Consider the following 26288-nt stretch of genomic DNA (forward strand, 5'->3'; position numbering starts at 1 on the left):
CCCCCGTTGGGGACGCAAGCGCCGTCCCCAAACCCCTCGCGCATTAGTTTTTCGGTGGGATGCTTACACGCAGCTGCTGATATATCTGTAATAATTTAAAAGTCACTCGACCGAATCTAAGACCTAATTGGTTAAGCTAAAAGCTTTGATGTGCCTAGTTTCTAACCTTCTTTTTAGGTAGGAGAATTGTCAGATTCTGTCTTTTGCCTCTTGCCTTCAGAAGCTGATAATTGCTGATTGTCGGTATTTCTGCAAATATGAGATACACTCAACGAGAAGAATCCAACGGTTCTAACGTCAATGTCAAGATTGCGGTAGTTAGTTTCTGAGCAATCCCACTGAGAAAAATATCAGCTGCATCTCCTATTTTTGCTATGAGATGCAGCCATTGCTAAAGGCTAACACACCTAGGCTAATTAACCGGGGACTAAAGAAGATTTGAGCGCAAAAATTTTCTCGATTACCTCTTCTACCACCTTATCAGGAGTGGAAGCGCCAGAAGTCACTCCGACGACAATTTTTCCCTCATTTAACCAGTTATCAGTGATGATTAAATCGTCCCCTAAAGGTTTATGTTCGATGCGATTACCGGGGAGAATGCGCTCGGCACTATCGATATGATAGGAGGGAATGGCACGCTCGATCGCTATTTCCTGTAGGTGAGTGGTATTAGAGGAATTATAACCGCCAATTACCACCATTAAAGAAAGCGGTTCTTTCACCAGTTCAAACATGGCATCTTGACGCTCTTGAGTGGCATCACAGATGGTATTAAAACTCATGAAATGATCTTTAAAATCGATCGGTCCGTACTTTCTCAACATAGTATGCTCGAAGAGTTTGCCAATTTCCTCCGTTTCACTTTTCAGCATCGTGGTTTGATTGGCAATACCGATATAATCTAGATTGCGATCGGGATCGAAATCCTGGGAATGGGCATTTTTAAACTTCTCTAAGAACTCATTTTTATCGCCACCGTGGAGAATATAATTAGCGACATCATTAGCTTGAGCCAAATTTAAAACGATTAGATAAGTGCCGGCAAAAGAGCTAGTGGCGATCGTTTCTTCGTGATTATATTTGCCGTGAATAATCGAAGTGTGGTCGCTTTTTTTGTGCTTTTCCACGGAATTCCACACCTTAGAAACCCAGGGACAAGTAGTATCCACAATCATGCAACCCTTATCGTTAAGTATTTGCATTTCCGAGACACTGGCCCCAAAAGCAGGTAAAATCACCACATCCCCCGATTCCACCACAGTAAAGTCTTTTTGGCCATTTTCGACCGGAATAAAACCCACGGCCATGGAGCGCAGACGCTGATTAACCGAGGGATTGTGAATAATTTCGTTAGTAATCCAGATACGTTCCTGGGGAAAATGTTGACGAGTTTCGTAGGCCATGGCGACAGCGCGTTCTACCCCCCAACAAAAACCAAAAGCTTGAGCGAGATAGATCGTCACGTCCCCCCGTTGTAAACGATAATTATTTTCACGAATTTCTTGGATCAGGTCGCTTTGATACTCATTGGTCATCGCATCCATTACTTCCTCTTTATGACCGAATCCCTTGCGGTTATAGTTATCCGATTGCTGTAGGGTACGTTTAAAGGATTTTGTATCCATGATTCTCTGATAGGGGTATTGGTGGCGCTAAATTGGGCGAGACAGTAGCTTGCCATATATTAAAAATACCTTATCTAGTCAGCGCAGGAGGCTTTTAGAGACTAGAGAGAAATTCCTCGTCGATATCGTAACCAAACTGTTGAGCGAAAAATTTTAAGCGAGATAAAGCAGGAATTTGCTGACTTTTCAGCCAATCAGACAAAATAAAGAGTTTTTGCATCACAAAAATCTCTAAAGCTTCGGGATTATATTGAATTCCTTCCCCGCGATGGAATTGATGGGGGACCAACATAGCAGCATAACGGGCGATTTCTCCCTGTTTTGGGTCAAGAATAAAAATTAACCAGGGATAAACCGCATCTAAACGCAGAAACCACAGCCTAACTTCCGCTATCTCCGATAATTCCCGCATATCACCCTCCGCGCGAGGATAATCTATCTCTAATTGTAGAGCTTGTTCCAGTTCGGCGATCGCTGATCGGGACCGATAATCTTGAATAATAGTCTCTAAAGATGATAGATCCAGATTTTGAATCTGATTGGGGTTAAGAGCGATTTTGACAGTCATAGGGGCAAATAAAAGGTTATATCGGGCGAAATTACGGTTTTTTATCCCCAGATCGGCAATGATCTATCTCAGAAAATACTCTCGATCGGGACAAAAAAACTAAGTATGACTATTCTCTCACTCCGGAGCGAGAGAGGGAAACTGGACTAAAATAGACCTCTTGTAAAAATCAAAAATTGTTGTTAGGGTTAGGAGTCAGTAGTCAGTAGTCAGTAGTCAGGAGAATTAAGAATGAATAATAATCAATTAAATGGTCTATTTACAAATTTTATGCAATTTAATCCTTATTTTTGCCGTTTTTGAACCATCAAAAATTAATTATGCAAGAGGTTTAATCCTCATGATTGGATTTCTCCTACAATTTAACCTCGGTTGAACACTGGGGGTTTTTTACTCGGCAAAATCGGGAACTCAGGTTATTGATAACTATTAGCTTGACGGGTAAACATAAGGTGATATTGTCCTCGTTTGCTCATCAGTTCCCCTTGACAAAGAGCTAATCGATGACTAATTACTATTGATAGATTTCCTATTCTCGATTAGCAGCAAGGTAGGCAGTCTGTTCCTCAAAAATGACCAATTCTCAGGATAATTATTCTAGAGAATTTAACCCTTTTTCCGTTAACTTAATTAAGTTCAATCAATCGGGATTATCAAAGAGAGTGATATCGGGGAAATTAGCTACTTTATCAATTACTTTACCCTAGAGAAATCCTCGAACTCGATCGCACAAAGAGGCAAAGAGTAAACCGGTAATCGTGCTGAGGGAATCGGTCAACAAGCTAAGGAAAATTAATCCGCTTACACTTGCGACTACCTTTAAAACAAACAACGGTTGAGTCTTCTCTGACGAACAATACACATTATTACAGTCCCCGGCACTCGAACCAGGAATAAAGGTACAATAGAACTGTAGAGATCTGGAGGGTTGCTATGTTTACACACAACTTAGATGACAAAAAACTGTCCCTCGATCTAGAAGGGAAAACACCGCAAAAACTCACCTATCGTTCACCAAAAATCTACCACCTCGATCGCCCTAGCAATTTATCAACAGAAAGGAATTCAAGGACTGCGGGATTTAGAAGGAAAATTTGCCCTCGTTATTTTTGATGGAAGTCCTGCGGCAACATTCCCTAGGCATTGGTGGTGTCGAAAGTGGCAGTCGCATCAGCAGTTCCCTAGCTGTGATCCCATGGTTGCCACCAAGCAACTGAAGTATAACTAGGATATCATCCCGGAGCGGGAAGGGAAACTGGACTAAAATCCCCAGGGTTGAATTTCTCCTACAATTTAATCTCCCCTGCACACCGGGGGTTTTTTAGTCAGCAAAATCGGTAACTAGGGACACGAATAAATTAGTCAATTTATGGGAAAATAAGCTCGTCTTCTCCGCTTTTATCCCATGCAAGCCGACTTTTTTACTAATATCCTCTTACCCGTTGGCCTAGGCGTTTTAATGTTAGGCATGGGATTGGGATTAATTCTCGCCGATTTTCAGCGTATCACCCGTTATCCCAAAGCAGTCCTGATCGGTTTAGTCAATCAAATTATTATTCTACCGATCGTCGGCTTTATTATTGCTTCTCTTTTGCCTCTCCGGCCAGAAATTGCCGTCGGTTTAATGATTGTCGCCATTTGTCCAGGCGGTCCTTCCTCCAATGTTTTAACCTATTTAGCTAAGGGAGATGTGGCCCTTTCTGTTACTTTAACCGCTTTTAGCAGCATCATCACCATTTTCACAATACCTTTTTTAGCTAGTTTCATTCTCCAGCATTTTATGGGTGAAAGTGCCGCTATCTCCCTACCCATTGGTTCCACTATGGCGCAGATATTTTTGATTATAGTTTTACCCCTGGTTATGGGTATGACTATCCGCCATTACTTCCCTTTACTGGCCAAAAGTCTGGAACCGATAACTAATCGTTTAGCCGTGATTTTTCTAGCGGTTATTATCTGCTTATTAATCCTGAGAGAATGGCAACGTTTACCTTTATTTATCGCTCAAACTGGCATCGCAGTGATCATTTTAAATACGATTGCTTCCCTAATTGGCTTTTTCAGTGGTCTTTTATTTCAATTAACTATTCCCCAAAGAATTTGTATTGCAATTGAAGTGGGTATTCAAAGCGGCACTTTAGCTATTGGCATCACTGCCGGTTTATTAAAGAATCCCGATCTGGCCATTCCCGCAATGGTCTATAGTTTATGGATGTATGTCAGCGCTTTTATCGCTGTTTATTATGGTCGCAAAAAAGCAGCTTTGGTAAAATAGCTAAATCGGGTGATAGGATCTAGCTAAAAACTGATAACTGATTATGTTAATTGGTAAATATTTAACCCTAGAAGAATTATCTACCTGTTCCCAAACCTATCAAAAGTACGCAGCACAAATCGATCCCTACCCAAAAAATACCGCAACGATAAACGCTTGGCAAAATCTCGCTCACTTTATTATCGATCCAATTATTGATAATTTTGGTCGAGAAAAATTCCAATTAACCTATGGATTTTGTTCCAATGATCTGAGAAAATTTCTCCAAAAAAAAGACCCAATCACTGGCTTAAAAAACGGTAGAATCGATCCCAGTCGCGATCAACATTGCGCCCACGAAATTAATCAAAAAGGTCAATATTATTGTCAGCGATTGGGGGCAGCCTGTGATTTTCGGATTATCAATTTAACTAGCGATCGCCTGATAGATTGGATTTTAACCCAAAAATTACCCTTTGATTCTCTCTATTTTTACGGAATTAATCGCCCGATTCATATCAGCTACGGACCCCAACATAAACGAGATCTATGGACTTTTACCACTAAAGGAACACCGACTAAAAAAGGTTTACAATCATGGTTAGAAGCCGCTAAATCTATCGATTCTGAAGCTAAAAAATCCCCCAAAATAGGGGGATAACCAAGACCTAAAACCCTCTTCTTTTAGATTTCTGGTTCCTCATCGTCCCCCTCGTCCTCATCGGCAGGTTCCGTGGGGAAAGGAACCGAACCCATGTCTAATTTATCCCGCAATAACTTCTCAATTTCTGCCGCTACTTCTGGCCTTTCTTCGAGATATTTAACGGCATTATCGCGACCCTGGGCAATATTTTCGCCATTATAGCTATACCATGCCCCTTTACGAGTAACTACGTTAGTTTGTTCGGCGATATCGAGCATACAACCCACCTGGGAAATGCCTTTACCGAAGATAATATCAAATTCAGCAATCCGGAAAGGAGGCGCGACTTTATTTTTAGCCACCTTAACTTTAGCCCGAATTCCGTATTCTCCTTCCGTGCCTTTTTTCAAAGTTTGAATGCGACGGATATCTAAACGCACCGAGGCATAGAATTTTAAGGCCGTTCCTCCGGTGGTCACTTCAGGATTGCCGTAGGTGACACCGATTTTTTGCCGCAGTTGGTTGAGGAAAATCACCACACAACCCGATTTACCAATATTACCAGCAATTTTTCGCAGGGCTTTACTCATCAAACGGGCCTGCAAACCCACCTGATTATCCCCCATTTCCCCCTCAATTTCCGCCCGGGGTACTAAAGCGGCCACCGAGTCGATGACAACGATATCCACGGCCGAAGAACGCACTAACTGGTCAACTATTTCTAAGGCAGCCTCCCCCGTATCCGGTTGTGCCACCAGTAAATTATTGATATCTACCCCTAAATCTTCCGAATAGGTGGGATCTAAAGCGTGTTCCGCATCGACAAAGGCCGCCACTCCCCCAGCTTTCTGCACTTCTGCGATCGCATGGAGGGCTAAGGTGGTTTTTCCAGAACTTTCCGGCCCGTAAATTTCGACGATGCGGCCTTTCGGTAAACCGCCACCCAACGCCATATCTAGGGTTAAAGCACCACTAGGCACGGTTTCTACCCGCATCCGGGTGGCGTCTCCCAAACGCATGATCGAACCTTTGCCAAAGTTGCGCTCGATTTGATTTAAGACTAGGCCTAAGGCTTTATCTCGATCGGGATTACTTGTCATTGTCGCCATTAATTTTCTCCCCAGTTTTCTTAAGTAGTACAGCAGTATGCAAAGATTGTAGCCTGTTTTAATCTTGATCACCAAAAAGTTAGAGACTTTTTCCAGAATGGTGATCAAAAATCAAAAGTTTTGATTTTTACAGCCAAGGCCGGCTCATCTGTTCTAATTGCGTCACCTCTCGCGCTTCTAAACTCCATCCTAACGCCCCGGCATTTTCCCTCGCTTGGGCCGCGGTTTTTGCCCCCGGAATGGGAATCACATCCCCTTGGGCGATTAACCAATTGAGGGCGACTTGTGCGGGGGTTTTTTGGTATTTTTCGCCCAATTCTTGCATTACCCTTAAAATTGGGGCTATTTTCTCCAAACCTTCTTTTTTGAACCGCGAGTCAACTTTTCTGGCTCCATCGGGCAAATTCTGGCTTTCTGGGCTATATTTACCCGTCAGTAGTCCTTGAGCGAGGGGGCTGTAGGCGAGGATGGTGACACCTAATTCCTTGGCCGTGGCTAAAATTGCCTTAGTTTCTATTTTGCGATACAAAAGCGAATACTGCACCTGATTGACCGCTAAGGGAACCTCTTTTTTCGCCAAAATCTGGCTTGCTTGACGCATTTGCTCGGCGGAATAATTACTTACACCCACGGAACCAATCCGGCCGCGTTTTACTTCTTCCCCTAGGGCATTCATTAGGGTTTCTTGGCTAATTAGGAAGGTGAAGGGCCAATGTACTTGGTAAAGGGTAATTTTATCGGTTTTTAGACGGTTTAAGCTCTCGGTAATGGCATTATGCACCGCATTCGCCCCCAATCGCCACGGTACGGGGGCAAATTTGCTGGCAATATCGATGGGAATATCGGTCTGTTGGGTAAATTTTCCTAAGAGTCGTTCCGATTCCCCCAGTCCATAGACTTCGGCAGTGTCAAAAAAGGTGATTCCTGCCTCTACTGCCGCTTTAAAGGCCTCCTCTACCTGACTAGCTCCGTATTCCTTGCCATAGTTCCAGAATAGTTTATCTCCCCATGCCCAAGTCCCGATTCCCAAGGCACTGACGGCAATTCCTGTTTGTCCGAGATTAGCGGTTTGTCTAGTCATATTCCCTACAAAGAATGACAGCGTTTCTCATTTAAAGTTGAAGTGTAACCTATATTTGGTCTGACTCCCCACTAACCCCCTTTTTTGATTCTGGGAAATTCGCACCCATAATTAATGGGAAAGGACTTGACTTTGCTGGCGACTTGCGCTATGCTTTTTTTATAATGGGAATCTGTGCAAATTTTTTTTAGACGCAAAGATTTCCATTATGAATAAAATCTTTTAAAAATATTGTCGCAAAATCTCCCGACAAAAGCAAGCAAAATTTTGCCGATAATTGTTAAGTTTTGTTAACAAAGAAATACAGAGATCAGCAAGGTAAAAAAATCGAAGTCTCTTGCCGATCCTGTTTGTCGCCTAAGCTATGATTAGGTTAGGCGAATTTTGCGCTTTGACTAATTGTTAGTGCTAACTTCCGTGGTTTCAACAATTGCCGTCGGTTGGCAGGGAGTAGGTTGAAATTTCTCTGGAAAAGAGAAGCCTAAAAATGATGCGATCGCAAATATGGTGCTGATAATTTTGGCAAGACTGACAAGGTCTTCTCTGTACTTTAACCAATATTTATACATAATCATCAATCCTTTTACTTAGGAGGTGAACTATCTTTAGATTAAAAAAAATCTGATTATTTGTCGTTACTCAAAAGTCATGAAAATGGTACTTTTTTTAGGTACTCTCAAGTAACCTGACAAGGTACTGAAAAGTAATCTTAAGTCCTGTTACCCTTAAAAAATGATGATAAATGAACTAAAAATGACTGAAAATAAACCCCTTTCATGGACTGAATTAGAAATGCTGGTTAATGATCTGAAAAAAAAGCATACAAACAAGGGATTAACAGACTTGGAGACAAAAATATTAAAAGGTATTTGTGAAAGTAAAACTTATGCTACTCTAGCAGAAGAAGTTTGTCAACAAGAACAATCAATCAAAAATGCAGCTTCTGCTTTATTTGAAATACTGTCAAAGCCACTAGGTGAAAAGATTGAAAAGAATAATCTGATTAGTGCTGTAACAAGGTATAGAGATAATCCTCAGACATTTGATCATAACAATAAACCTCAAACTCAGCAATCAAATAAAGTTCTTGAATTAGTTATTGAGGTAGGGATAGACGACCTGACACCAGAGAAAATTGATAAGATTAACAACCTTATTCAAAAAATCGCCAAAGACAACACGATCAAGCCTATTATGAAACTTAAAGGCAGTATTCGGCTATTTTTAGAAGGTTCAGAAGATGGACTCCAGCGCCTAGCAGATTTACATCAATCGGGGGAATTGCAAGCCCTTCTCAATAAACATAAATCAGACGATATACCCGAAATTGTCGTCACAAAAGCCGAGTTCACTACAGATGCAAAAGTTATTGAAAAAGCCGAATTAATTAAGGCAATTCGAGAGGGAACAAGCGATAAGACAACTCTACAACAAGTTGATTTAAGAGGGGCTGACCTGAGAGGGGCTGACCTGATTTGGGCTTTCCTGAGTGAGGCTAACCTGAGTGGGGCTAACCTTAGTGATGCTAACCTGAGAGGGGCTGACCTGAGAGGGGCTGACCTGAGTGGGGCTGACCTGAGTGGGGCTGACCTGAGAGGGGCTTTCCTGAGTGGGGCTGACCTGAGTGGGGCTAACCTGAGTGATGCTAAACTGAGAGGGGCTGACCTGAGTGAGGCTAACCTGATTGAGGCCGACCTGAGAAGGGCTTTCCTGAGTGGGGCTAACCTGAGTGATGCTAAACTGAGAGGGGCTGACCTGAGTGATGCTAACCTGAGTGCGGCGGAAGTTAAAAAGGCTATCTTTATCGATGCAACGGGTATCACTCCCGAACAAAAACAGGATTTGATTCGACGAGGGGCAATTTTTGGGGATACTTCTAATGAAGCATCTAAAGAAATTAACAATAAACTAATTGAATCTATTAAAAAACCTAACTTACCCCAGCCCATTTTTGAAAGGACTAATCAGAAAGAGGCTGACCTGAGAGGGGCTAAACTGAGAGGGTATATCCTGAGAGGGTATATCCTGAGTGGGGCTATCCTGAGTGAGGCTGACCTGAGTGAGGCTGACCTGAGTGGGGCTGACCTGAGTGCGGCTATCCTGAAAAGGGCTGACCTGAGTGCGGCTATCCTGATTGAGGCTAACCTGAGTGCAGCTAACCTGATTGAGGCTAACCTGAGTGGGGCTAACCTGAGTGGGGCTAAACTGAGAGGGGCTATCCTGATTGAGGCTGACCTGAGTGGGGCTAACCTGAAAGAGGCTATCCTGAGTGGGGCTAACCTGAGTGGGGCTGACCTGAGAAGGGCTGACCTGAGTGATGCTAACCTGAGTGCGGCGGAAGTTAAAAAGGCTATCTTTATCGGTGCAACGGGGATCACCCCTGAACAAAAACAGGATTTGATTCGACGAGGGGCAATTTTTGGGGATAATTCTAACGATCGCAGTAAAGTATTAGTTTAAAACAGCCTTTGATCTCCACCTTCGGCAGAGATTTAGGTGGGGTTGGCTGAATAAATGTGAAATATAGACGAGATAAGGGGTTTGGCGGCCTGTTTGACCAAGCAGCTGCAAGATTTTCAAGCTGGTGGCTCAAAAACCTTGTATCTTAACCGGCGATCGCCCTTACTTTTTCAGCCAACCCATAATTAATGGGAAAGGACTTGACTTTGCCGGCGACTTGCGCTATGCTTTTCTTATAATGGGAATCTGTGCAAAATTTTTTTAGACGCAAAGATTTCCATTATGAATAAAATCCTTTAAAAATATTATCGCAAAATCTGCCGAGAAAAGCAAGCAAAATTTTGCCGATAATTGTTAAGTTTTGTATCTGGTTCCCCAGTTCTACCTGATAACTGTTCACCGAACACAGCAAAAATCTCCCCAACACCTGTCCTCCACTAACCCCCTTTTTTGATTCCGGGAAATTCCCACCCATAATTAATGGGAAAGGACTTGACTTTGCCGGCGACTTGCGCTATGCTTTTTATATAATGGGAATCTGTGCAAAATTTTTTTTAGACGCAAAGATTTCCATTGTGAATAAAATCCTTTAAAAATATTATCCCAAAATCTCCCGATAAAAGCAAGCAAAATTTTGGCGATAATTGTTAAGTTTTGTTAACAAAGAAATACAGAGATCAGCAAGGTCAAAAAATCGAAGTCTCTTGCTGATCCTGTTTGTCGCCTAAGCTATGATTAGGTTAGGCGAATTTTGCGCTTTGACTAATTGTTAGTGCTAACTTCCGTGGTTTCAACAATTGCCGTCGGACAGACATTGCTGAGATTTTTGTCAATTGTTTTCGATAATCTTTCTAAATTTTTCTCCTGTTGAACCTATTTTAAGTAGCTGGTTATAATTAAATTAAAAATGGATTTTAGGTTCGATCCCCCCTGCCCCCCTTGATAAGGGGGGTGCCGATAGGCGGGGGGATCCCCCTTGATAAGGGGGGTGTCTGATAATTTTTAACGCCTACCTACTTATGACAATAATGTTGTCAACTTTCTCGGATTAAGATTAACCCACCGCAAACCCTGTATATTCTCTGACTAGGGGTTCATGAAAGGCTAAAACAATATCTTCTTTAGGAACACCTAAATTAACTAATTCATTGGCAATTCCCACCTCAGTGCCATCATGTTGTATCCAGATTTTACCTTTTTTAATATCGAGATGCAAAACACAACCATGATATCTTCGTCTATTTTTCCAGCCAACATACATCAATTGATAGTGATCTCCAACTGTATCAAAAATCAATTGTTGTTCAATCGGATCTTTAGATGAACCTATCTGAGAATATTCAGTAATGACTTGCTTGACATAGTGACGATATTGTTCTAATTTTTCCATGCGACAATTACCTCCCCAATCGGATCATAAATAATCAGGTAAATTTGAAATCGTTTAACGACAGTTTGAATAAATCGCAATTCAAAAAAACTATAATAAATATCTAAGGGAACAGCTAAATATAACTGTCTTTTAGGTTCTTTTTCTTCTAAAGCAACACGATAATTAAAGAATTGTCCAATGGCAGTATGAAATTCTGAAATGCTGGATTTACCGATAAAACTTTTAATTTCAACGGCTATCTTTTCATTATCTTTTTCTGCGGCTATCAGTTGCTCTGCTCCTAAATCGACATACATTTCTACATCACCCACTTCAATCCTTAAAGGGTCATCTGTAATGATCCAACCCTCTTTTTCTAATCCTTTTCTCACTGCACCATGAAAACGATCTTTAGCAGACATGAATCTTGAAGTTAGCAGGCATAATAATTATTAATTATAACATTTAGTCATGACGAGCGACAGGCTGAGAGCATCTCAAACCCTATTGACAATTGGCCAATTTTGTGATCCGCGTGGGCATTTCAAGTGATACCAGTCAATCAAAATAGTTACGAAATCGACCCATTTGAACGAGTAATTGGCTCTTCTCGACTTTGTGTGATAATTTTTGCTTATGGAGTCGTGAAATGCTTATCGGGCAAAACTTTAAGGGCTATTTTGACGTTCGGACGTTCGGCGAAGACTTCGACGGTGAGCTTACCCTGCCGCCGAACGGTCTTCACCCCGACATTTGTGATAAAATCGGCCTTGTCTTTCTTCTGCCAGCGCGACGCCGAGCGGCGGTATGTTGAGCTTATTTCCCCTTTTACTTTTTACTTGGTATAACTCGTGCAGGTTTTCATTTATCATACTCCCGAACTTACCCCCGTCCATACTCTACCCGATTGCGCCGTCGTTATCGATGTTTTAAGAGCGACAACCACGATCGCCACTGCCCTCAATGCCGGTGCGGAAGCAGTGCAAACCTTTAGCGATCTGAAAACCCTGATGCAGGTGAGCGATACCTGGCAACCGGAAAAACGTCTCCGAGCAGGAGAAAGAGGTGGCGCGAAAGTAGAAGGCTGCGATCTGGGCAATTCTCCCCTCGATTGTACCCCTGATTTAATGAAAGGTCGTCGTCTGTTTATCAGTACCACTAACGGCACTCGCGCTCTGCAAAGAGTGGAAGAATCCCCAATCGTGATCACTGCGGCCATGATCAATCGGCAAGCTGCCGTTAATTACTTATTGGATAAGCAGCCCGATACCGTCTGGATTGTTGGCTCTGGTTGGGAAGGGGGTTATTCTCTGGAAGATACGGCCTGTGCTGGAGCGATCGCCGATGCGCTACAAGAACAATCGGGGCAAATGGCGATCGGGAATGATGAGGTGATCGCCGCGATCGCTCTTTATCGTCAATGGCAAAATGATCTTTTAGGAATGTTCCACAGTTGTAGTCACGGTCAGCGCCTCTTGCGTCTCCACTGTCAAGAAGATTTAAAATACTGCGCTAATATTGACTCTCTTGATGTTTTACCGATCCAAAAAGAACCGAGCATTTTAGTCAAACTTTAGACATTATCACCCACAGAAAGGGTCATCCGTGCCGGTAGGAGCATCGATCCTAGCCGGATTCCTTTATTTAGGGTCTGCTGAATAAATCTAAAAACCTTGTTGAATAAAACTTTTAGACCTTTTTGAAATCCAAAAGTGCCTCGTCTGGGAGTGATCAGGGGGAAAATTCAGGTACTTTTTCCCTGAAAATTAGGTAATTGAGCAGATGAAAATCGGTAAAACCCTACACCCCACACCCCACACCCCACACCCTACCCCCACCAATAAACTTTTTGCCGCAAACCCTATTTATAGTTTGCTAACCATGACTATCGATTCTTTACTGCAACCTTTTCAGCGTTTTGGTGTCAATCTCGGTTTAGAAAGAATAAAAAATCTGCTGGAGATTTTAGGCAATCCCCAAGATAAAATTCCGATTATTCATGTCACGGGAACTAATGGCAAAGGTTCGGTTTGTGCCTATCTATCTTCTATTCTCAGCACTGCCGGTTACAAAGTCGGACGTTATATTTCTCCCCATTTAATTGATTGGACAGAAAGAATCTCTATTAATGGCGAAAATATTGAAACCGCCACTTTAGAAAACCTGCTTAAAGATCTACAATCGCTTATCGATCCCCAGCAGGAAAGTCCTACTCAATTTGAGGTAATTACTGCCGCTGCTTGGCTGTATTTTGCCCGGGAAAAGGTGGATATTGCCGTGATGGAAGTGGGTTTGGGAGGAAGATTAGATGCGACTAATGTTTGCGCTCAACCTTTGGTTACTGTCATCACTTCTATTAGTCGGGAACATTGGCAAAATTTAGGGCCGACGGTTGCCGATATTGCCGGGGAGAAAGCGGGGATATTAAAAGCGAATTGTCCCGCAGTTATCGGACAATTACCGGAATCAGCGCAGGGGGTAGTTAGGGAGAGAATCAAGCTGTTAAATTGTCCGACGGTATGGGTAGAAGCTGCCGAAAAAATTGCTGATAATCGTGCTAAATATCAAGGGTTAGAATATCCTTTATCCTTAGCGGGAGATTTTCAATTAACTAATTCGGCTATAGCGATCGCTGTTGTTAATATTTTACGTCAGCAAGGTTGGCAAATTAGCGATGAAGTCGTGCAAGAAGGAATGGCAAAAACTCGCTGGTTAGGACGTTTACAAACCGTTAATTGGTGTCAGCGAGAAATTTTAATAGATGGCGCTCATAATCCCGCTGCTGCTATTGGTTTAAGGCAGTATGTAGATAGTTTAAAGGCTCCAAAAATTATCTGGGTGATGGGTATTTTATCGACTAAAGATCATCGAGAAATATTCCAAGCTTTATTAAGAAAAGGCGATAGTTTATATTTAGTTCCTGTCCCAGATCATAGCAGTGCCAATCCTGAAACCTTAGCGGAATTAGCGGCTTCAATTTGTCCAGAATTATCTCACCTAGAGACTTGTTCCGATGTATTTTTAGGACTAAAAAAAGCAATCCAAGAATCTGCCGATAGTCAGATAATTCTCTGTGGATCGCTTTATCTAGTCGGTTACTTTTTAGGGAGTTTGTTTCAGGGAAAATAAAACATCAATTTTACTGGTGGTTTTATCAGGCATAGTGGCAGTAATTCCGATCCCGCGTACCGATTCTAAAAAGGCCTTTGCTTCTGGGGTTAATTCCCCGGCAGGAAGATTATTAATTCCCCCTGCTTTAGCGATAATTTGCTCCACATCGATGAAAAAATAACCGAGATTATTTTTAGGCAAATTTGCGATCGATGCTTGGAAATTCTCACTTTTGCTAATCGGTTGATTCGGTTGCGGTTGATAGGGAATTCCGACGGTCATTTTTAGGGTATCATTATTAGGCCAAGCATAGGTTAAAATAGCTTGTTCTTCCGCTTTCCATTCAGTCACATCTTGGCCAGAAATTTGACTGTTTTTTATGGTGATAAAGGGAACAGTTTTCACCAATTCATTTAACTTATCGAGGGTAGTTTTTGCCGCTTTATGATCGCCGGTTTGCCAGATCATCATTCCCCCAAAACCTAACCCTCCCACCGCTTGCTGGTTGGGGATAATTCCAAAGGCAAATTCTCGATCCATCCAGTTAAAAACTTCTTTATCCGCGTCAAGGGTTGCCATCTGAAAATTCTCACGGATCTGACGCAGAAAAACTTGTAATTCTGGGTTAGTTTGGGACTGTTTTTCTGCTTCTTCCCATCCCTGTTTAAGATTATTCCCACTCCAGAGTGCGATGGTATCTCCGGGTAAATAATTTAAAACTTGATTTCTGCTAGGGGAAGGTAGGTTAGAAATAGTTTCAGGAGCAAGTTTAGCCACCATTTGTAATTGTAATCCCGTATCGGTGACACCCACTCCTGCGACAATATCTTGAATTTTTGCTAATTCTTGCCGACTTTGGGGGGATAAATTAGCATCTGGTCCCAAGATTTTGGCATAATCATCAATATAAATTGTTGCTAGGGTATTGGGTAGGTTGAGGGATTGGGAAAGCAGTTTTCTCACTTCCGGTTTACTGCTAAAAGATGGCTGTCCTTGATAGGTATTGATCGCTGCTTCTAACACCTTTTTATCGTAGGATATCAACAAAAAATCGCCAGTAACAGCAGTATAAATAGTGGTGTTATCCTGCCAATCTATAGCAGTAATTTTAACACCTTTGTAGTCACTGGTGCTAGTTTTGCGATTAACTTGTTGTCCTAGTTTTTTCTGGAATTCCGACGCTTTAATTTTATCTTTGATGCCGATAACCGTTAATAATTCCGATTGTCCGGGGGTAGCTGCGGGAAGGAAAGCAAAGCTAATACTACCGATCCAAGGTTCGATATCCCGTTGATAATCAATCTTATCGGTGAAGATATTTTTTTGTAATTCTTCTAGTCCTTGACTAACCGCAGTTCGCGATTCTGGTGTACCATATTTAGCTAACACTGACCAAGCTTTTGCATCCGTGGAGACAAAACTACTAGCAAAGGCAGTTTCTGGGATAACTTTTGCCGATTCTAAGGGGGTGAATCTTTGCCAAGGAAGTTGTCCTCGTAGATAAAGATAGACACCTCCTGCGGTTACTGCTGTTAACCCTAGGACGACTAAACAACCGGGTAAAAATGATTTTTTTGACATAGAATTGTGGTTTGGTTAAAAAGTTCCATACTTGGCGATCGATTTGTCTGCGGTTGTAGTTCCTCGAGAATTGGTTAATCTTTAGTAAGCTTTAAATATTATTATAGCTTCTGGAGGTACTAAGCTGTTGACTATCTAAATTACTCGTTAAGACTGTACGGGAGCAGGGAGAGGGAGTTTTGGCATTTGTACTAACAGATCGAATGCTCAGTTTAAATCCAGTACAGCTTAGAATGCTCAAATATTGTTGATATGAACACCATCAAGGGCTAATTTTATCATTAAACTGGACATGATTCTGGAAAATTTTCTGATTACTAAGTATGTAGAAATACAGACAAGAAAAATCCCTGTTATTAGAAAATAGTTGAGATTAAAAAATATTGTTGCTGAATTGGTGCATTTATTTCAAATATATTTATGTAAAAATATTAAAACTACTGCTGTTAACTCTGATGCTTAAAAAGCTATCAGAATGATAATAATTTCGTTGAAAAGTACAGCTTTTTGAAAAAATAAGGTTATTATGAACCTATATTATAGCGTTTCTGATTCACAAGAGGTACATTCCCGATCCTGAACAGCTTAGTCAGCAAAGGTTTAAGTGTGCCGCACAGATGCGAGAACCGCTATATACTAAATCTGGTTATTAAAAACTGATTATCTATTGCTCCTTTTGCCTATTGCCTATTGCCTCTCCTGATATGTAGCCTATACTCAACGGATTTAGTATTAGACCTTTTTAACCCAATATCCAAGAGAGCCAAAAATGATAAAAAATAGGGGCTGGATTATTTTCAGTCCCCTAAACTACAAGAAATTATCGTTTTAGCGTTGTTTCCGTTTTAATGCCAAGGCAGATAAACCAAAGAAACCTAAACCAAAGAAGAGAGTCGGTTCCGGGGTTTGGACAGTTAATAAACCTAATTGACCACCTTCGACAAGATTATTAGGACCGCCGATGCTGCCATTTCGCACACTGTGGGCCTGCACGTCGAGAATTAGAATTTTTTCTCCCGGTCGAGCGCCAGGAAAGAATTCAGTAATATCCAAAATCCCCGAAGTTTCCCAGTTACCTAAATCATTGGGGCTGCTGTCGGTTTGACCACCTGGTAAACTAACACTACGATCAATCTGACCTACTCGTGTCGCTCGTCCAGTGGTGGCATCAAGTCGCCAAATCGAGGCTTCTTCTCCAGAGGTTTGACCGAAACCAGAGAAAGAACGGTCTTCTTGGATATAGATAGTACCGTCATCGGACCAATCGAGGTTATCAGGACTTCTCACCCCAAAATCGGGACCGCTAAATTGACCGCCACCCGCATCATTACCATCGTAGAGAATGCGAGCGCTGACGCTAGAAGCAGCGGTGTCGAGATTGCCGTTTTGATCGAAAACCAGATTATTATCGAAGATATAAACGGTTCCCCAGCTATCGGCCCCATTGAATAAAGAACTGCGTCCGGTGGAAGCAAGAACAATTTGGGAACCATCACTGGGATTAATCGAAACATCTTCCGGACGGGAGAAGGAAAAAGCTCCTAAAGCGTCCGCTTGGGCGCGAAGATTGCTATCGGTGGCAAAACCATTGAGAAAACCAACCCCATTTCCCTCGTTCACCACTTCTACCCAACGTCCGGCACTGGTGTTACCAGTACCAGCAAAGTCCCGGGGATCGACACCTTTATCGCCTACCCAAACATACAGTTTGCCCTGTTTGAGACCATTGCGATCGAGAAAACTACCATCTCCGACCCCGTTTTTCTCCCCAATGTAGAGATAGAGAGGTGCGGACTCGGTATCATCACCCCCGATCATCGCAATGCGATCACTTCTACCTGTATCAATTTCTGTCCAATTTTCCCAACCACCGCGACCCATTTCTGGGGCAGCCCAGAGACCGAAATTGGTAGGATCGAGAACCCATTGAGTCCCATTGCTGGTTTCTTCTCCAGCAAAGTAGATATTATCTTCAAAACCGATCCCTTGACCGAAGGAATAACGACCGAAAGCGGCACCAGAACAAAAACGATCTAAACCTCCAATGGTGGGAGCGAGTTCAAATTGACTGGTACTGGTGATTAGATTGTAAGAGCGATCGTAGATTTTATCGAAGGCTAATCCAGAACCGATAATTTGACGACTACTGGTGTCGATGTCAAAGTAACTGATTCTTGCTCCTCTCACGGAAAGCTGGTTAGCAGTACCCGGATTCAGGGTATAAGAGGCTCCTTGGTTATTTCTAACTTCGTGGTTGACCAAGGCACGAATCGTCCCATTTCCTAGATCGATAACGCCAATTCCATCCAGAATACCGATGGGAGTGTAATTGTTAATGGTTTCACCCACTGTAAATAGGGGCGTATATTTATAACCATTTAATCCTGTCACCTGCGGTCCGCCTGTATTAGTATGAGCTTGCGCTAAAACCGTCGGTACGTTTATTAGGGAAATTCCCACTGTTAGCAGAGTTGCCGCTAGAACATTTTTGGGGTTAGAAGGTGAAGCAATCATTAATTTTTTAGTCCTCTAATCTCAAGGAAACAAAACGTTCTCTCTTGAGATTAGAACGCTTTTATTAAGGGATTGATAACCTGAGAATAAAAACTCTTTAAGAACTGATGCTTTGTCATAATTATTAATGTTTGTGTAAACAATTGTAAAAAAGCTGGATGCTCACGACCTAGATTCTTTCTATTAACAATTGTTATTTAATCATCGAGCCTAGTAAACAATGTCTTTCTTTTGCTTATTCTGACTCCTGAATACGGGCCTGTGACTCTTTCCCTAAGGGAATATTTTTGATTTTTGGCAGAAGTTCATTATTAATTCCCACCGCTTGATTAATATTAGTCAACCCATTAGCCTCTAATTTTTCTGTTAATCCTTGTAAAATATTTGATACTAGCCAAGGACCATGGTATAACCAACCGGTATAAATCTGTAATAAACTCGCACCGGCGGTAATTTTTTCCCAAGCATCATCGAGAGAAAAAATGCCTCCCACTCCAATTATCGGTAAATTGCCTTGGGTTTGCCGATAGATAAAACTGATCACTTCCGTGGCACGTTCCCGCAAAGGTTGCCCACTAATTCCCCCTGCTTCTTCAGTGATTGGTTTACCAGTTTCAGGCAGAATTGTGGTTTTTAATCCCGTGCGTTTAGTGGTGGTATTAGTAGCGACAATTCCAGCTAATTGATAGGAGAAAGCTAAGTCAATAATTGTTATGATATCTTCCCATTCTAAATCGGGAGAAATTTTCACTAATAGGGGTTTTCTGCCTTGATTTTCTGTTTGTAAAATGTCGAGGATTTTATCGAGTTGTTCACCACTTTGCAGGGAACGCAAACCGGGAGTATTGGGAGAACTAACATTAACGACAAAATAATCGGCATGGGGGAATAAATAGCGAAAACTGCCTAAATAGTCCTCTGGAGCCTTTTCTAGGGGCGTATTTTTCGATTTACAGAGGTTAATGCCGATGGGAATCTGTCGGGGTTGTCGTTGCCAAGATTGTTGGAGAGTTGCCGCTAGAACCGGCGCACCGAGGTTATTTGCCCCCATACGGTTTAATCCCGCCAAATCTTCTGGTAAACGGAATAATCTCGGTTTTGGGTTGCCCGGTTGCCCTTCTAGGGTGACAGCACCCACCTCGGCAAAACCAAAGCCGAAACTATGCCAAAGTCCTGCCCCTAAACCGTCTTTATCGAATCCTGCCGCCAATCCGACGGGATTGGGGAAATTTAACCCCCAGAGGCTTTGAGATAGGCGAGAATCGCTAAAACTGAGGGATTCTGATAATTGTGAGATTAACCATTGTCCCCAAAATTCCCCCCGCGAGCGATCGATTTTTTGGAGAGTATTTAATAATTGTTTTTGTGTTCCCTCTAAATTGCCCCGAATAGCCTTGAAAGCTAGAGGATAAAAAGGTTTAATTGTATCAATTATATTGATCATAAAAAGACAGGAATTAAGGGTTAGGTGTAGGGTGGGTTAGGCAAGAACAAGTTATGTTTTTGACAAAAAATTTCAAATTTGCCGTAACCCACCTAGCATAATCTTTATAAACCTTGACGAGGGTTAAAAGTTTCAATCGCCCGTATTTTTTGATAAAGTTCTAATTCTTCAGGGCTAGGATTGGGAGGATTAACTAATATAATTTCCACTAATTGATCGCCCCTTTCTCCTTGGGAAGTGGGATAACCTTTGTTAGCCAAACGTAATCTTTGACCACTTTTTAATCCCTTAGGAATCATCATTTTAACTAACCCGTCAATGGTAGGAATTTCCACAAAACCGCCCACAATTGCCTCGCTAGGAGTAATCGGTACTTGACAGACAATATCAGAACCTTGAATCCTAAAAAAAGGATGCCTAGCGATAGTTATTTTTAAATATAAATCACCCCCTTCAATACCCTGACCTTTGAGACGAATTTTCTGCCCATCGATCATAGCTGCCGGCATATCAACCTCTATTGATCTACCATCTTCCAGACGAATTCTTTGTCTGCCACCTTGATAGGCTTTCTCTAAAGGTAAAGTTAATTTTGCTTCCACATCTCGACGAGTTAAACGGGGAGAGGAGGCAATTTTAGCGCGCTTAGTATTAAGGTTATTAAAATCTCTAAACTTCCATAAATCCTGTTCTGTACGGGGGATTTTTCCATTACCGTTACTATTCGCTTTTTCCCCCGGACGTATCCCGCGGCGTTTATTTCCTGTCAAGGAACGATTATACTCAACCCGTTTTTCTTCATCGGAGAGAACATCATAAGCTTCATTAATATCTTTAAACTTTTCTTCGGCCGATTTATCCCCCGGATTAACATCAGGATGATATTGACGCGCCAGTCGTCGAAAAGCCTTTTTTATCTCGTCACCAGTAGCCGTGCGAGATACTCCTAAAACATCATAATAATTAACTAATTGTGGCATATATTCAGTTATCAGTTATCAGTTATCAGTTATCAGTTATCAGATTTGAGTTCTAAGTGAGCAGTATGTATTAAGCGAGCAGTATTAAATAGTAGTTTCCCACTGTCTTTTTACTGATTACTGTTTACTGTTTACTGTTTACTGATCACTGTTTACTGCTCACTGATTAAAACCAATCATCATCCTCATCATCCCAGTTATTTTGGGGGGGAATATTGCGGGAACGATTGCCGCCGCTGCGGTTACTTTTACTATTGTTATAACTTTTTTCCTCCGAAGGGGGGGGACTTTGCCAATCGCTATCGCGGCCATTGTAGTAATTGTCCTGATTGCGGGGGCGATAACTATCTTGATTAGCCGAATAATTGGGTCGATAATCACTTTGATAACCCGGTGTACTGGGACGATAATCCTGGCGATAACGATCGCGGCGCGGTTCGGAGGGAAGATCATCTTCCTTATCCCCGGTAAAAGTCTTGCGAATAGCACTAAAAAAGCCCTCGTCTTCCTCGTCGTATTGTAGCCGTACCTCGCGATTTAATTCATAGATAACATCCTGTAGATCCGCCTGGGCGCGATCAAGGCGACGGTCATCATTTTTCTCCAAAGCGTCGATAATTTCCGTACTCAAAGACTCAATTTGACGACGATAGGAACGGGTAAACTCATTACCAAAATCGAGAGTAACATCTTTTAAGCGTCGTTGGGCTTGATCCACCAGAGAGCGGGCGCGATTGCGTTTATCGACCTTTTCGCGACGGGTACGATCTGCTTCGGCAAATCGGGCAGCATCGCCGATCATGCGGTTAATTTCCCCTTCGCTGAGGGTAGAAGCGCCTTGAATGGTGACACTTTGCTCCCGTCCGGTCATTTTATCCCTAGCGGTGACTTGTAGAATACCGTTAGCATCGATATCGAGGGACACCTGCACTTGGGGAATACCCCGGGGTGCGGGGGGGATACCGGTTAATTTAAAACGTCCCAAGGATTTATTATCGCTGGCCATTTCCCTTTCCCCCTGCAAAACGTGGATTTCCACCACAGTTTGATTATTTTCGGAAGTGGAAAAAAGGTCAGCTCTGCGGACGGGAATAGTGGTATTGCGGGGGATTAACTTTTTCATCACACCGCCGATGGTTTCTAAACCCAAGGATAAAGGGGTAACATCGAGGAGCAGCACGTCTTTGACCTCGCCGCCCAAAATTCCCGCTTGAATAGCCGCCCCGACCGCTACAACCTCATCAGGGTTAACATTTTGATTGGGTTCCCTATCGATAAAACTCCGCACCAAATCCTTAACCACCGGCATCCGCGTGCCGCCGCCCACCAGTACCACTTCGTCTAGTTGGACGGGGGACAAACCGGCATCAGAAAGGGCCCGTTTGAGAGGACGACGGAGACGACTGATTAAATCACCGCATAATTCCTCAAATTGGGCCCGACTCAGGCGAGTTTCGATGTGTTTGGGGCCGTCTTCCGTGGCGATGATAAAGGGCAGATTAATATCGGTGACGCTGACCCCAGACAGTTCTATTTTGGCTTTTTCTGCCGCTTCTGTGAGTCTTTGTAGGGCTTGCCGGTCTTGGCGCAGCTCCACGCCTTCCTGTTCCAAAAATTGATTGGCTAACCAATCGACGATTCTTTTATCGAAATCATTTCCGCCTAATTGGGTGTCGCCACTGGTGGCTTTCACCTCAAAAACGCCGTCACCCACTTCCAAGATAGAAACATCAAAAGTACCGCCTCCCAGGTCAAAAACGAGGATTTTCTTGCTTTCTTGTTCATCGAGACCGTAGGCCAGGGCGGCGGCGGTGGGTTCGTTGAGAATCCGCAGCACTTCTAACCCCGCAATTCGGCCCGCATCCCGGGTGGCTTGACGTTGGGAGTCGTTAAAATAGGCGGGGACGGTGATTACGGCCCCGGTAACTTCTTCCCCCAGATAACGGCTGGCTTCTTCGGCTAATCGGCGTAAAATTAGGGCGGAAATTTCTTCGGGGGCGAATTCTTTTTGCAGACGGGGGCATTTAATCTTGATATTGCCCATCTCATCCCGGCGGATGGTGTAGGGGACGCGCTTCGATTCGGGGTTTAATTCCGAGTAGCGACGACCTATGTAGCGTTTGACTCCATAGTAGGTGTTTTGGGGATTGAGTACCCCTTGTCGCCGGGCCATTTGACCGACCACTAACTCCCCATCTTTATTAAAACCGACCACAGAAGGGGTGGTTCTCATGCCCTCCGAGTTGGCGATGACCACTGGCTTTCCGCCTTCCATCACGGCGACGACGGAGTTAGTTGTCCCTAGATCAATGCCTACTACTCTACCCATGCTTGTTTTTGTCTCCCCCTAGATTTCGATAACTTCGGGACTTTTACCTTCGATCGATAGTTTAAATCGCTTAATGCTTGTTGACAATATTGTATCGAATTGTCTTAGTTTCTCGCTCTCGGTTCGGGGCGATTGAGGGTGTGATTACCGAAGTGGTCTTTTAGTGATCGCTGGCGATCGGGCTTGGGGGGTTTTAAATAGGGTCTGCGGCAAAAAGTTTTTCCTGGGGTCAGGGTGTGGGGTGTGGGGTGTGGGGTGTAGGGTGTGGGGTGTAGGGTGTGGGGTGTAGGGTGTGGGGTGTAGGGTGTGGGGTGTAGGGTGTGGGGTGTAGGGTGTGGGGTGTGGGGTGTGGGGTGTAGGGTGTGGGGTGTAGGGTGTGGGGTGTGGGGTGTGGGGTGTAGGGTGTGGGAATTAGGAATTAGGAAGTGGGGGGAATAAATAAAATAATCTCCTGACTACTGCCTTCCTTAACAACATAGCTATCGCTTTTTCGGAGTCAAGAGATGTTTCTATTTTTTCATCTTCATAAATATACTCAATCTCAAACCAGCGAGCCGAGTATTTTGGATGTATTTGTACTTCCTTGATATGTTTGTCTTTGAGTCTTTCAGTCAATGGGAATTTTAAGGAACCCATCCTTAACTTTAATCCTGGCAATAATCAGGGGGAAATGTCCGTCCGATCCAAAGCAGTCAGGGAGTTAAAAGTTTTTACTGTAGCTTTAGTGTATAGTGAAATATTCTCAACGTCAAGCCGTCCTTTTAGGCCGGGGTTTCAAACCGATTATTTTCGATGAAAAAATTAATTCTAGCCACGAGTAACCCGGGTAAATTAGCAGAGATAGGGGAATACTTAACTGATATTGACCTAGAATTGCAGTTAAAACCCGATGATTTAGAGATAGAGGAAACCGGGGCGACTTTTGCCGAAAATGCCTATTTAAAAGCTGCTCAAATTGCCCTAACATTGGGAGAATGGTCGATCGCTGATGATTCGGGATTGGAAGTAACCGGGTTAGGAAATGCCCCAGGGATTTACTCGGCCCGCTACGGTGAAAATGATCGAGAAAGAATCGATCGCCTCGTCAGAGAATTAGGAGATAATCAGGATCGCTCGGCCCGTTTTGTCTGTGTAATTGCGATCGCCCGTCCCGATGGTGAGATTGCCTTGAGCGCCACAGGAATCTGCACGGGAGAAATTTTAACCAGTCCTAGGGGTGAAGGTGGTTTTGGTTACGATCCGATTTTTTATGTTCCCGAATACGCTTTAACCTTTGCGGAAATGTCTCCCGAATTAAAAAGAAAAATTAGCCACCGAGGACGAGCTTTTGAGCAATTGCTGCCCCATCTCAAGACTCTCGCGGGTACAAATTCATTAAGGCCCTGACTTGTTCAGCATGATAAGAGCTTCTTGTCAAGGGACTCGCAACAATTTGTAAAAATCCCAGAGACTCACCGTATTCGCGCCAAGCGTGGAACTGTTCGGGGGTGATAAATTCCTGCACACCGAGATGTTTTGACGATGGTTGCAGATACTGCCCGATGGTGAGAATATCACAATCGACGGCCCGTAAATCGCCCATCACTTGGCGCACTTCCTCGTCGGTTTCCCCCAATCCCACCATAATGCCCGATTTTGTGTAGGTAGCGGGAACAATGGCGCGAGCGCGCTGCAATAATTCTAGAGAACGCTGGTAATCACCCTGGGGACGCACGCGACGATAGAGACGGGGAACAGTTTCGGTATTGTGGTTTAAAACTTCAGGTTTAGCGGCAAGAATTAAAGCTAAAGCCTGCCAATTGCCGCAAAGATCGGGAATCAGCACTTCGATGGTTGTTTTTGGGGAAATGCGGCGAATTTCCTCGATACAACGGACAAATTGACTAGCACCCCCATCGGCCAAATCATCGCGATTGACAGAAGTGATCACTACATGATTAAGATCAAGACGTTGCACGGCTGCCGCTAGTCGCAGGGGTTCCGTGGAGTCTAAAGGTTGCGGTTTTTTCTCAAAATCGATATCACAGTAAGGACAGGCGCGAGTGCAAGCAGGGCCCATAATTAAAAAGGTAGCCGTCCCAGCGTGGAAACATTCGCCGATATTGGGACAGGAAGCCTCCTCACAAACGGTATTTAAGCCTAAATCGCGTAAAACCTCCTTAACACTGCCGACTCGCTGCCATTGCGGTGCTTTTACCCGTAACCACTCTGGTTTTACCGTCACGCCTGAATTACTCCGATAATTTTTGCCTATATCTGTAATATCCTAGCAAGTCTCGACCCACTCAAGGCAGAATATGCTATGATAATTTAGCTGAAAATTTTCGGGATGTAGCGCAGCTTGGTAGCGCACTTCGTTCGGGACGAAGGGGCCGCAGGTTCGAATCCTGTCATCCCGATTAAAGACAATCAAGGTGTAATCTGTTCTATGGTTAAGTAGATAGGTGTTAAAAATTGTCAGTAAGTAGCTGGTTATAATTAAATTAAAAATGGATTTTAGGTTCGATCCCCCCTGCCCCCCTTGATAAGGGGGGTGCCGATCCCCCCTGCCCCCCTTGATAAGGGGGGTATCTGACAACTTTTAACGCCTACCTACTTAGATCATGAAAATTGAGGAATTACTCAAAAACAAACGAGAAAAAATCATTGCTATTGCTGCTAAACACGGCGCAAATAACGTGCGAATCTTTGGTTCTGTCGCACGGGGAGAAGCTGACGAAAAAAGCGATATTGATTTATTAATTGATTATTGTAGCGAACGTCGAAGTCCCTGGTTTCCTTTGCCGTTAATTCGAGAACTCGAAGCTTTGTTAGGCTGCAAAGTTGATATTGTTACCGAACAGGGACTTAAAGATAGAATCAGAGAGCGGGTACTTAAAGAAGCAATACCACTATGAGAGATGATACCGAACGCTTGCGGGATATTTTAGAAGCAATTGAGCGGGTAGAAAAGTATGCTCCACAGGGAAAAACCGTGTTTGAACAACAAGAATTAATTCAAACTTGGATTGTCTATCATTTACAAATTATTGGTGAAGCAGCTAGAGCAACTTCTCAAGAATTTCAAGCAAGATACCCCGAAGTTCCTTGGCGAGATGCCAGCGATCTAAGAAACTTAACTATTCATGAATATTTTCGTATCAATCTAGAGATTATTTGGGATATTGTTGAAAATGACATTCCTCCTCTAAAACAACAAATCGAAGCTATTTTACAG

At 43.1% G+C, this 26288-nt stretch carries 22 protein-coding genes, 1 tRNA gene and 2 pseudogenes; 11 read left to right on the top strand and 14 right to left on the bottom strand.

All coding sequences use genetic code 11. The annotated features are described in order from the left end of the window. Positions 1-416: 416 nt before the first annotated feature. Both O9300_RS13525 and O9300_RS13530 read right to left on the bottom strand, forming a co-directional pair. On the bottom strand, positions 417-1625 hold the full coding sequence (locus O9300_RS13525; protein ID WP_287972148.1) for a 4-hydroxy-3-methylbut-2-enyl diphosphate reductase: 1209 nt from the start codon (positions 1623-1625) through the stop codon (positions 417-419). Positions 1626-1719: 94 nt separating this feature from the next. Further along, entirely contained in the window at positions 1720-2193 is a 474-nt protein-coding gene (locus O9300_RS13530; RefSeq protein WP_002795611.1) for a CRR6 family NdhI maturation factor, read from the bottom strand. Positions 2194-3287: 1094 nt separating this feature from the next. On the opposite strand from O9300_RS13530, the gene O9300_RS13535 reads away from it, so the two are divergent. The 3 genes from O9300_RS13535 (at position 3288) to O9300_RS13545 (ending at position 5108) form a co-directional block, all read left to right on the top strand. Beyond that, positions 3288-3410 carry a hypothetical protein gene (locus O9300_RS13535; RefSeq protein WP_260324532.1) on the top strand — a complete coding sequence of 41 codons (123 nt, stop codon included), beginning with the start codon at positions 3288-3290 and terminating at the stop codon, positions 3408-3410. 188 nt (positions 3411-3598) lie between these two features. Further along, positions 3599-4468, top strand: a complete 870-nt coding sequence (locus tag O9300_RS13540; RefSeq protein WP_287972150.1) for a bile acid:sodium symporter family protein — start codon at positions 3599-3601, stop codon at positions 4466-4468. A gap of 43 nt (positions 4469-4511) precedes the next feature. Continuing rightward, entirely contained in the window at positions 4512-5108 is a 597-nt protein-coding gene (locus O9300_RS13545; RefSeq protein ID WP_287972153.1) for a hypothetical protein, read from the top strand. A 23-nt stretch (positions 5109-5131) separates the two neighbouring features. Here O9300_RS13545 and recA read toward each other — a convergent pair whose 3' ends face one another. From recA to O9300_RS13560, 3 genes are all read right to left on the bottom strand, one after another. Then, positions 5132-6199: a recombinase RecA gene (gene recA / locus O9300_RS13550; RefSeq protein WP_147069044.1), complete on the bottom strand. Its 1068-nt coding sequence runs from the start codon at positions 6197-6199 to the stop codon at positions 5132-5134. Positions 6200-6326: 127 nt separating this feature from the next. Beyond that, complete coding sequence (locus O9300_RS13555) at positions 6327-7280, bottom strand: aldo/keto reductase (RefSeq protein WP_287972156.1); 954 nt, start codon at positions 7278-7280, stop codon at positions 6327-6329. 395 nt (positions 7281-7675) lie between these two features. Next, the gene (locus tag O9300_RS13560; protein ID WP_164502961.1) at positions 7676-7849 is read right to left on the bottom strand and encodes a hypothetical protein; all 174 of its coding nucleotides are present in this window, start codon (positions 7847-7849) and stop codon (positions 7676-7678) included. A gap of 163 nt (positions 7850-8012) precedes the next feature. On the opposite strand from O9300_RS13560, the pseudogene O9300_RS13565 reads away from it, so the two are divergent. Then, positions 8013-9173: pseudogene (locus O9300_RS13565) on the top strand (pentapeptide repeat-containing protein); the annotation flags it as partial. 93 nt (positions 9174-9266) lie between these two features. Next, positions 9267-9740 (top strand): annotated as a pseudogene (locus O9300_RS13570) (pentapeptide repeat-containing protein); the annotation flags it as partial. Positions 9741-10794: 1054 nt separating this feature from the next. On the opposite strand, the gene O9300_RS13575 reads toward O9300_RS13570, so the two are convergent. Both O9300_RS13575 and O9300_RS13580 read right to left on the bottom strand, forming a co-directional pair. Then, on the bottom strand, positions 10795-11130 hold the full coding sequence (locus O9300_RS13575) for a XisI protein (RefSeq protein ID WP_002748301.1): 336 nt from the start codon (positions 11128-11130) through the stop codon (positions 10795-10797). Then, positions 11118-11534, bottom strand: coding sequence for a XisH family protein (locus O9300_RS13580; RefSeq protein WP_002766354.1), 417 nt, complete (start codon positions 11532-11534; stop codon positions 11118-11120). Before O9300_RS13580 ends, O9300_RS13575 begins: the two co-directional genes overlap by 13 nt. A 429-nt stretch (positions 11535-11963) precedes the next feature. Between O9300_RS13580 and O9300_RS13585 the strand changes: the two genes are divergently transcribed. Beyond that, complete coding sequence (locus tag O9300_RS13585; protein WP_190719220.1) at positions 11964-12689, top strand: 2-phosphosulfolactate phosphatase family protein; 726 nt, start codon at positions 11964-11966, stop codon at positions 12687-12689. Positions 12690-12993: 304 nt separating this feature from the next. Beyond that, positions 12994-14241 (top strand): bifunctional folylpolyglutamate synthase/dihydrofolate synthase, encoded by a 1248-nt coding sequence (locus O9300_RS13590; RefSeq protein WP_149978890.1) that lies wholly within the window; start codon positions 12994-12996, stop codon positions 14239-14241. Here the strand turns inward: O9300_RS13590 and O9300_RS13595 are convergent. The 6 genes from O9300_RS13595 to O9300_RS13620 all read right to left on the bottom strand — a co-directional run bounded on the left by O9300_RS13595 (position 14215) and on the right by O9300_RS13620 (position 23686). Then, positions 14215-15804: a DUF3352 domain-containing protein gene (locus tag O9300_RS13595; RefSeq protein ID WP_287972159.1), complete on the bottom strand. Its 1590-nt coding sequence runs from the start codon at positions 15802-15804 to the stop codon at positions 14215-14217. The two genes, O9300_RS13590 and O9300_RS13595, sit on opposite strands and share 27 nt — an antisense overlap. An 828-nt stretch (positions 15805-16632) precedes the next feature. Beyond that, on the bottom strand, positions 16633-18318 hold the full coding sequence (locus O9300_RS13600; protein WP_287972161.1) for an alkaline phosphatase PhoX: 1686 nt from the start codon (positions 18316-18318) through the stop codon (positions 16633-16635). A 235-nt stretch (positions 18319-18553) separates the two neighbouring features. Beyond that, a complete protein-coding gene (locus O9300_RS13605; protein ID WP_287972163.1) occupies positions 18554-19762 on the bottom strand; it encodes a quinone-dependent dihydroorotate dehydrogenase in 1209 nt (402 codons plus the stop codon). Between the two features lie 104 nt (positions 19763-19866). Next, on the bottom strand, positions 19867-20742 hold the full coding sequence (locus O9300_RS13610) for a J domain-containing protein (protein ID WP_061431385.1): 876 nt from the start codon (positions 20740-20742) through the stop codon (positions 19867-19869). Between the two features lie 166 nt (positions 20743-20908). Further along, positions 20909-23071, bottom strand: a complete 2163-nt coding sequence (dnaK, locus tag O9300_RS13615) for a molecular chaperone DnaK (RefSeq protein WP_287972164.1) — start codon at positions 23069-23071, stop codon at positions 20909-20911. A gap of 411 nt (positions 23072-23482) precedes the next feature. Continuing rightward, positions 23483-23686, bottom strand: coding sequence for a hypothetical protein (locus O9300_RS13620; protein WP_287972167.1), 204 nt, complete (start codon positions 23684-23686; stop codon positions 23483-23485). A gap of 177 nt (positions 23687-23863) precedes the next feature. On the opposite strand from O9300_RS13620, the gene rdgB reads away from it, so the two are divergent. Then, complete coding sequence (gene rdgB / locus O9300_RS13625) at positions 23864-24457, top strand: RdgB/HAM1 family non-canonical purine NTP pyrophosphatase (RefSeq protein ID WP_287972168.1); 594 nt, start codon at positions 23864-23866, stop codon at positions 24455-24457. Here rdgB and lipA read toward each other — a convergent pair. After that, positions 24420-25325: a lipoyl synthase gene (gene lipA / locus O9300_RS13630; RefSeq protein WP_287972175.1), complete on the bottom strand. Its 906-nt coding sequence runs from the start codon at positions 25323-25325 to the stop codon at positions 24420-24422. The genes rdgB and lipA overlap by 38 nt on opposite strands. 71 nt (positions 25326-25396) lie before the next feature. On the opposite strand from lipA, the gene O9300_RS13635 reads away from it, so the two are divergent. The 3 genes from O9300_RS13635 to O9300_RS13645 all read left to right on the top strand — a co-directional run. Then, positions 25397-25470: transfer RNA gene (locus tag O9300_RS13635), tRNA-Pro, on the top strand. A 204-nt stretch (positions 25471-25674) separates the two neighbouring features. Next, positions 25675-25968, top strand: coding sequence for a nucleotidyltransferase family protein (locus O9300_RS13640; RefSeq protein WP_002760266.1), 294 nt, complete (start codon positions 25675-25677; stop codon positions 25966-25968). Beyond that, positions 25965-26288 (top strand): HepT-like ribonuclease domain-containing protein (locus O9300_RS13645; protein ID WP_287972170.1); only part of this gene is annotated, 324 nt, incomplete at its 3' end. The genes O9300_RS13640 and O9300_RS13645, both read left to right, overlap by 4 nt.

Origin of the sequence: Microcystis sp. LE19-195.1E, from assembly GCF_027532095.1 — a bacterium.
Taxonomy (GTDB): Bacteria; Cyanobacteriota; Cyanobacteriia; order Cyanobacteriales; family Microcystaceae; genus Microcystis; species Microcystis aeruginosa.

Coding starts and splice junctions, on each gene's coding strand:
- O9300_RS13525 (WP_287972148.1), bottom strand. CDS start 1,625: ATGGATACAAAATCCTTTAAACGTACCCTACAGCAATCGGATAACTAT.
- O9300_RS13530 (WP_002795611.1), bottom strand. CDS start 2,193: ATGACTGTCAAAATCGCTCTTAACCCCAATCAGATTCAAAATCTGGAT.
- O9300_RS13540 (WP_287972150.1), top strand. CDS start 3,599: ATGCAAGCCGACTTTTTTACTAATATCCTCTTACCCGTTGGCCTAGGC.
- O9300_RS13545 (WP_287972153.1), top strand. CDS start 4,512: ATGTTAATTGGTAAATATTTAACCCTAGAAGAATTATCTACCTGTTCC.
- recA (WP_147069044.1), bottom strand. CDS start 6,199: ATGGCGACAATGACAAGTAATCCCGATCGAGATAAAGCCTTAGGCCTA.
- O9300_RS13555 (WP_287972156.1), bottom strand. CDS start 7,280: ATGACTAGACAAACCGCTAATCTCGGACAAACAGGAATTGCCGTCAGT.
- O9300_RS13560 (WP_164502961.1), bottom strand. CDS start 7,849: ATGTATAAATATTGGTTAAAGTACAGAGAAGACCTTGTCAGTCTTGCC.
- O9300_RS13575 (WP_002748301.1), bottom strand. CDS start 11,130: ATGGAAAAATTAGAACAATATCGTCACTATGTCAAGCAAGTCATTACT.
- O9300_RS13580 (WP_002766354.1), bottom strand. CDS start 11,534: ATGTCTGCTAAAGATCGTTTTCATGGTGCAGTGAGAAAAGGATTAGAA.
- O9300_RS13590 (WP_149978890.1), top strand. CDS start 12,994: ATGACTATCGATTCTTTACTGCAACCTTTTCAGCGTTTTGGTGTCAAT.
- O9300_RS13595 (WP_287972159.1), bottom strand. CDS start 15,804: ATGTCAAAAAAATCATTTTTACCCGGTTGTTTAGTCGTCCTAGGGTTA.
- O9300_RS13600 (WP_287972161.1), bottom strand. CDS start 18,318: ATGATTGCTTCACCTTCTAACCCCAAAAATGTTCTAGCGGCAACTCTG.
- O9300_RS13605 (WP_287972163.1), bottom strand. CDS start 19,762: ATGATCAATATAATTGATACAATTAAACCTTTTTATCCTCTAGCTTTC.
- O9300_RS13610 (WP_061431385.1), bottom strand. CDS start 20,742: ATGCCACAATTAGTTAATTATTATGATGTTTTAGGAGTATCTCGCACG.
- dnaK (WP_287972164.1), bottom strand. CDS start 23,071: ATGGGTAGAGTAGTAGGCATTGATCTAGGGACAACTAACTCCGTCGTC.
- rdgB (WP_287972168.1), top strand. CDS start 23,864: ATGAAAAAATTAATTCTAGCCACGAGTAACCCGGGTAAATTAGCAGAG.
- O9300_RS13640 (WP_002760266.1), top strand. CDS start 25,675: ATGAAAATTGAGGAATTACTCAAAAACAAACGAGAAAAAATCATTGCT.